The organism is Pseudomonas sp. 22072 (genome assembly GCF_052046095.1).
GTDB classification, from domain to species: domain Bacteria; phylum Pseudomonadota; class Gammaproteobacteria; order Pseudomonadales; family Pseudomonadaceae; genus Aquipseudomonas; species Aquipseudomonas paracarnis.
This window is the reverse complement of the sequence record NZ_JBQEQE010000004.1, coordinates 212,369-218,742: the sequence shown is the minus strand read 5'-3', so window position 1 is coordinate 218,742 and position 6,374 is coordinate 212,369. Positions and strand designations below refer to the sequence as shown.

The following is a 6,374-nucleotide window of genomic DNA, read 5'->3' as shown; positions in this document are numbered from 1 at the left end:
GCGAAAAACTTGCGAGCGCCTCGGGGAGTCAGGCTGCTCGCGTTATCGTTAACGTTCTTCGCGAGCAAGCTCGCTCCTACAGTGACGGTTGTTGCTTCAGTGGGGTTAGAAAAAACCCAACGGATTAATGTCGTAGCTCACCAGCAAGTTCTTGGTCTGCTGGTAGTGATCCAACATCATCTTGTGGGTTTCACGGCCCACGCCAGACTTCTTGTAACCGCCAAACGCGGCATGCGCCGGGTACAGGTGGTAGCAGTTGGTCCACACGCGGCCGGCCTTGATCGCCCGGCCCATGCGGTAGGCGCGGTTGATGTCGCGGGTCCACAGGCCGGCGCCCAGGCCGAACTCGGTGTCGTTGGCAATCGCCAGGGCTTCGGCTTCATCCTTGAAAGTGGTGATGCTTACCACCGGGCCGAAGATTTCTTCCTGGAACACACGCATGTCGTTGGTGCCCTTGAGCAGGGTCGGCTGGATGTAATAGCCGGTGGCCAGGTCGCCCGTGAGCTTCTCGACCTTGCCGCCGGTGAGCAATTGCGCGCCTTCGCCCTTGGCGATTTCCAGGTAGGACAGGATCTTGTCGAACTGCTGCTCGGACGCTTGGGCGCCGACCATGGTGTCGGTGTCCAGCGGGTCACCACGCTTGATCGACTCGACCTTCTTCATCACCACTTTCATGAAGTCGTCGTAGATCGACTCTTCCACCAGAGCGCGGGAAGGGCAGGTGCACACTTCGCCCTGGTTGAAGAACGCCAGCACCAGGCCTTCGGCGGCTTTTTCGATAAATGCAGGTTCCGCTTTCATGATGTCGGCGAAGAAGACGTTCGGCGACTTGCCGCCCAGCTCGACCGTGGACGGAATGATGTTCTCGGCCGCGGCATGCATGATGTGCGAGCCCACAGGCGTTGAACCGGTAAAGGCGATCTTGGCGATGCGCTTGCTGGTGGCAAGGGCTTCGCCAGCTTCCTTGCCGAAACCGTGCACCACGTTCAGCACGCCCGGTGGCAGCAAGTCGCCGATCAGCTCCATCAGCACGCTGATGCCCAGCGGCGTTTGCTCGGCTGGCTTGAGCACCACGCAGTTACCGGCGGCCAGGGCCGGTGCGAGTTTCCACGCGGCCATCAGCAGCGGGAAGTTCCACGGGATGATCTGGCCAACCACACCCAGCGGTTCGTGGAAGTGGTAGGCGGCGGTGAGTTCGTTGATTTCCGCGCTGCTGCCTTCCTGGGCGCGGATGCAGCCAGCGAAGTAGCGGAAGTGGTCGGCGGCCAGGGGGATGTCGGCGTTGAGGGTTTCACGCACGGCCTTGCCGTTGTCCCAGGTTTCGGTGATGGCCAGCAGTTCGAGGTTTTGCTCGATACGGTCGGCGATTTTCAGCAGTACCAGCGAGCGGTCCTGGGCGCTGGTTTTGCCCCAGGCGTCTGCGGCTGCGTGGGCGGCGTCCAGTGCTTTGTCGATGTCTTTGGCAGTGGAGCGCGGGAAGTCGGCGATGGGCTTGCCGTTGACCGGCGAGGTGTTGGAGAAATAGTTGCCATCGACCGGCGCCACGAATTCGCCGCCGATGTAGTTGCCGTATTTGGCCTTGAACGAAACGATGGCGCCTTCGGTACCGGGGTGTGCATAACGCATGGTGGGCATCTCCTGCTTTTATGTTTATTGGAGTACAGCGCTGCGAGCGCGTTATAAAGCGTAGAGCAAAGGTCGGGCCATCGCCGTGCGGGCCAGCAGAATCAAGAGGTTGGGCTTTGTTGCAAGGCTTTGCCGTGACGGGAGTGATACAGGCAAGGTGACAGTTTGTGCCATAAACGATACAGCCTGTGACCGGTGGGTCGGGCCGGGATTGCAATGGCCGGATGGCTGGGGGATGCTGGGCGTTCTCACGCAGGGAGAATAATAAGAATATGCATAACGATCATTTCAGTCGCCATGCCCAGCAAGTCTTGACCGTCACCCGTGGCCAAGAGCTTTCCCAAGGGCCTGGCAGCGACCCGTCCATCGCCCGTTCCTGGCTGCGCTGCGTGGAGGATTACCACCTCGACCCGGCGCTGACCATCGCGCCCACCGTGCTCGAGCACGGGCGCCTGCTGGAAAGTCGCGAACGCCTGCGCCAAGTGCTGCACATCGCCGGCAGCGAAATGAACAGCCTGCACCAGCAACTCTCCGGCGCCGGTCATGCGGTGCTGCTCACCGATGCGCGTGGGGTGATCCTCAACTGTGTCACCGCGCCGTCCGAGCGCAAGATCTTCGAGCGCGCCGGCTTATGGCTGGGCGCTGACTGGAGCGAAGCCTGCGAAGGCACCAACGGTATCGGCACCTGCCTGGTGGAACGGCAGTCGTTGACGATCCACCGTGACGAGCATTTTCGCGGCCGTCATACCGGGCTGACCTGTTCGGCCAGCCCGGTGTTCGACCCTCATGGTGAATTGCTGGCGGTGCTGGATGTGTCCTCGGCCCGCGAAGCCGTGTCGCGCCAGAGCCAGTTCCACACCATGGCGCTGGTGAACCTGTCGGCCAAGATGATCGAAAGTTGCTACTTCCTGCGCCACTTCGAACACCACTGGCTGCTGCGTTTTCACCTGCAGGCCGAGTCGGTCGGGTTATTCAGCGAAGGCTTGCTGGCGTTCGATGGTGAAGGGCGCATTTGTGCGGTCAACCAGAGCGCTCTGAACCTGTTGGGGCAGCTACGCGGCGGCTTGGTGGGCCAGCCGGTGGAAGCATTTTTCGACTGCTCCCTGGATCAGTTGCTGGGGCGGGCCAGCGCGAATGCCACGGCCAGTTGGCCGCTGTGCACCCGCGATGGCCGGCCTTTGTTTGCAGCGCTGCGAGGCCAGCCGCGCAGTGTGCCTGTACCCATCATCAAGCCGCAGGCGCCACGGCCTTTGGGTATCTGCGTGGGCGACCCGGCGTTGCAAAATGAGCTACGCAAAGCCTCGCGAGTGTTCGAGCGCGACGTGCCCTTGCTGATCAACGGCGAAACCGGCTGCGGTAAAGAAGCTTTCGCCAAGGCCGTGCATCAGGGCAGCCAGCGGGGCGATAAGGCCTTTGTTGCGCTGAACTGTGCGGCGATTCCAGAAAACCTGATCGAGAGCGAACTGTTTGGCTATCGCGCCGGCAGTTTCACCGGCGCCCTTAAAGAAGGCATGCGCGGCAAACTGCAACAGGCCGACGGCGGCACGCTGTTTCTCGACGAAATCGGCGACATGCCACTGGCGTTGCAAACCCGCCTGTTACGGGTGCTGGAGGATCGCCTGGTGGTGCCTATCGGCGGCGAACCTCAAGCGGTGAACGTGCGCATCATCAGCGCCACGCACCGAAATTTGCTGGAGCGCGTGGCCGATGGCAGCTTTCGCGAAGACCTGTATTACCGCTTGAACGGCTTGGAAGTGGCCCTGCCGCCGTTGCGCGAACGCAGTGACAAGTCGCAACTGTTGGACTTCCTCCTGGCCCAGGAAGCGGGCACCGAGCAGGTGATGCTGGACGAGCCTGCGCGCCAGGCTCTGTTGGCATTCCACTGGCCCGGCAACCTGCGGCAGTTGCGTACGGTGTTGCGCACGGTAGTGGCGCTCTGTGAGGGCGGGCGAGTCGGTCTTGAAGACTTGCCGGCACTGATTCGCCAAGCGCAGCCGCAAGGGGCGAGGGTGGATGCGCCATGCGTCTCGCCGCTGGAGAACGCCGAGCGCCAGGCATTGCTCAACGCGTTGGCGCAGCAGCGCTGGCATATGAGCCATGTGGCTGAACAGTTGGGGGTCAGTCGCAATACGCTGTACCGCAAGTTACGCAAACATGGCATTTCACGGGACGCCATGCAGTAAGGGGCGCTGTCGGAGTAACCTGGTTATTGCGAACCGCTCGTTTTTTGTCTCACGCTCTACCTTGAAAGCCGCTGAGCTTAAAAACGCCGGCAGCGCGGTTTAAGACCTTCCTTGTGCCGGATCCTACCGGCGAGCGTTTCGTGCTCAGCTAAAGCGTGCGAACTTTCCCACCCTACGCTAACCTGCCTCGATGTTTACGAGGTCGACTATGCACATTCATATTCTGGGTATCTGCGGTACGTTCATGGGTTCGATGGCGGTTCTGGCCAAAGAGCTGGGCCATCACGTAACAGGCTCCGATGCCAATGTTTATCCACCCATGAGCACGCAGCTACAGGCGCAAGGGATTGAGCTGACCCAAGGTTACGACCCTTCGCAATTCGACCCGGTGCCGGACCTGGTCGTCATCGGCAACGCCATGTCTCGCGGCAACCCGGCGGTGGAATACGTACTGAACAAAGGCTTGCCTTACGTCTCCGGCCCCCAGTGGCTGGCGGACCATGTGCTGCAGGGCCGTTGGGTCCTGGCAGTGGCGGGCACTCACGGCAAGACCACCACCAGCAGCATGCTGGCCTGGGTGCTGGAGCATGCAGGCATGAGCCCGGGTTTCCTGATTGGCGGTGTGCCGCAGAACTTCTCGGTATCGGCGCGCCTGGGCCAGACCCCGTTTTTTGTGATCGAGGCCGATGAATACGACAGCGCCTTTTTCGACAAGCGCTCCAAGTTCGTCCATTACCGCCCACGCACAGCGATCCTGAATAACCTTGAGTTCGATCACGCGGATATCTTCCCCGATCTGCCGGCGATTGAGCGCCAGTTCCACCACTTGGTGCGCACTATCCCAAGTGAGGGCCTTGTTATTCATCCCACCACCGAGCCTGCGTTGCAGCGTGTGATCGACATGGGCTGCTGGACCCCGGTGCAAACTACCGGCGCGGACGGGCAGTGGCAGGCGAGGTTGCTCAGCGAAGACGGTTCGCGGTTTGAAGTGCTGTTCGAAGGCCAGCCCCAAGGCATCGTCGATTGGGGCATGACCGGCCAACACAACGTGGCCAACGCTTTGGTGAGCCTGGCTGCCGCTCGGCATGTTGGCGTGGTGCCAGCCATGGGCATTGCCGCCTTGAGCGCGTTCAAGAGTGTGAAGCGGCGCATGGAGAAAGTCGCTGAAGTAAATGGAATTACCATCTACGACGACTTTGCCCACCACCCGACCGCAATTGCCACAACCCTGGATGGCCTGCGCAAGCGCGTCGGCGATGCGCAGATCATTGCCATCGTCGAGCCGCGCTCCAACTCCATGAAGCTGGGCGCGCACCGTGATGGCCTGCCCGAGAGCGTCAACGATGCCGACCAGGTGGTGTGGTATGCGCCGGCCAACCTCGGCTGGGATTTGCCCGCGATTGCTGCGCTATGCACCGTGCCCTCCACAGTCTGCGATTCGTTGGAAGGCATCATTGAGCATGTGAAATCCTTGGCCCAGCCCGGCACCCACGTGGTGGTCATGAGCAACGGTGGCTTTGGCGGCCTGCACGGCAAGCTGGCCGAGGCACTGAAATGAGCGGGCCGGAACGCATCACACTGGCGATGACCGGCGCATCCGGTGCGCCCTACGGCTTGCGCCTGCTCGACTGCCTGGTGCGTGAAGACCGTGAGGTGCATTTTCTGATCTCCAAGGCGGCGCAATTGGTGCTGGCGACTGAGACCGATGTCGCGCTCCCTTCCAAGGTGCAGATGATGCAGGCATTCCTCACCGAGTACACCGGCGCAGCGGCGGGGCAGATCAAGGTTTACGGCAAAGAGGACTGGATGTCGCCGGTAGCCTCAGGCTCCGGTGCGCCAGCGGCGATGGTGGTGGTGCCGTGTTCCACCGGCACCTTGTCGGCGATTGCCACAGGCGCCTGCAACAACCTGATCGAAAGGGCGGCGGACGTGACCTTGAAGGAGCGCCGCCAGTTGATCCTGGTGCCGCGCGAAGCGCCGTATTCGAGCATTCACCTGGAGCACATGCTCAAGTTGTCGAACATGGGCGTGACCATCCTGCCCGCGTCGCCTGGTTTCTATCACCAGCCACAGACCATCGATGACCTGGTGGACTTTGTGGTGGCGCGCATTCTCAACCTGTTGAACATTCCCCAGGACATGCTGCCGCGTTGGGGCGAGCACCATCTGGGCGGCGATGAATAAAGCACTGCTGCTATTGATGGCGCTGCAACTCACCGGCTGTGCCACCGCGCGTACTCTGGATGCCGCGCAACCGGGCGCCCCGGTGGTGTATGCCGGCACACGCCTGGATCTGTACGCGATCAATGGCGGCTGCTGCGCCAAGGACCGCTTTGGTGCCGAGGCCCCGAGCTATCCCCATCTCGACCTGCCGGCCAGCGCGTTGCTCGATACCTTATTGTTGCCACTGTCGGTGTTGACGGTGCTGGGGGTTGGCTTCAACGCCACGGGCGGCCTGTAGATAGGATGTGGATCGTTCCCACGCGCGTTGGATTGGATCGTTCCCACGCTCCGCGTGGGAATGCAGTCGGGGACGCTCCGCGTCCCAAGCATGACGCAGAGCGT

5 protein-coding genes are annotated in these 6,374 nt (G+C 61.6%); 4 read left to right on the top strand and 1 reads right to left on the bottom strand.

What is annotated here, in order from left to right:
• Positions 1-105: 105 nt before the first annotated feature.
• Positions 106-1,626: an acetaldehyde dehydrogenase ExaC gene (gene exaC, locus ACTJLA_RS06140; RefSeq protein ID WP_440840823.1), complete on the bottom strand. Its 1,521-nt coding sequence runs from the start codon at positions 1,624-1,626 to the stop codon at positions 106-108.
• A 272-nt stretch (positions 1,627-1,898) separates the two neighbouring features.
• Here exaC and ACTJLA_RS06135 point away from each other — a divergent pair, with 272 nt between their 5' ends.
• The 4 genes from ACTJLA_RS06135 to ACTJLA_RS06120 all read left to right on the top strand — a co-directional run bounded on the left by ACTJLA_RS06135 (position 1,899) and on the right by ACTJLA_RS06120 (position 6,270).
• A complete protein-coding gene (locus ACTJLA_RS06135) occupies positions 1,899-3,809 on the top strand; it encodes a sigma-54-dependent Fis family transcriptional regulator (protein ID WP_440840821.1) in 1,911 nt (636 codons plus the stop codon).
• 208 nt (positions 3,810-4,017) lie between these two features.
• Positions 4,018-5,367: a UDP-N-acetylmuramate:L-alanyl-gamma-D-glutamyl-meso-diaminopimelate ligase gene (gene mpl, locus ACTJLA_RS06130; RefSeq protein ID WP_060764042.1), complete on the top strand. Its 1,350-nt coding sequence runs from the start codon at positions 4,018-4,020 to the stop codon at positions 5,365-5,367.
• Positions 5,364-5,993, top strand: a complete 630-nt coding sequence (gene ubiX / locus ACTJLA_RS06125; RefSeq protein WP_032895136.1) for a flavin prenyltransferase UbiX — start codon at positions 5,364-5,366, stop codon at positions 5,991-5,993. The genes mpl and ubiX overlap by 4 nt, the downstream gene beginning before the upstream one ends.
• Positions 5,986-6,270 carry a YceK/YidQ family lipoprotein gene (locus ACTJLA_RS06120; RefSeq protein ID WP_003194502.1) on the top strand — a complete coding sequence of 95 codons (285 nt, stop codon included), beginning with the start codon at positions 5,986-5,988 and terminating at the stop codon, positions 6,268-6,270. The genes ubiX and ACTJLA_RS06120 overlap by 8 nt, the downstream gene beginning before the upstream one ends.
• Positions 6,271-6,374: the final 104 nt, after the last annotated feature.

What these genes read in the sequence shown, in the direction of transcription:
- ubiX (WP_032895136.1), top strand. Translation starts at nt 5,364, where the DNA reads ATGAGCGGGCCGGAACGCATCACACTGGCGATGACCGGCGCATCCGGT.
- ACTJLA_RS06135 (WP_440840821.1), top strand. Translation starts at nt 1,899, where the DNA reads ATGCATAACGATCATTTCAGTCGCCATGCCCAGCAAGTCTTGACCGTC.
- ACTJLA_RS06120 (WP_003194502.1), top strand. Translation starts at nt 5,986, where the DNA reads ATGAATAAAGCACTGCTGCTATTGATGGCGCTGCAACTCACCGGCTGT.
- exaC (WP_440840823.1), bottom strand. Translation starts at nt 1,626, where the DNA reads ATGCGTTATGCACACCCCGGTACCGAAGGCGCCATCGTTTCGTTCAAG.
- mpl (WP_060764042.1), top strand. Translation starts at nt 4,018, where the DNA reads ATGCACATTCATATTCTGGGTATCTGCGGTACGTTCATGGGTTCGATG.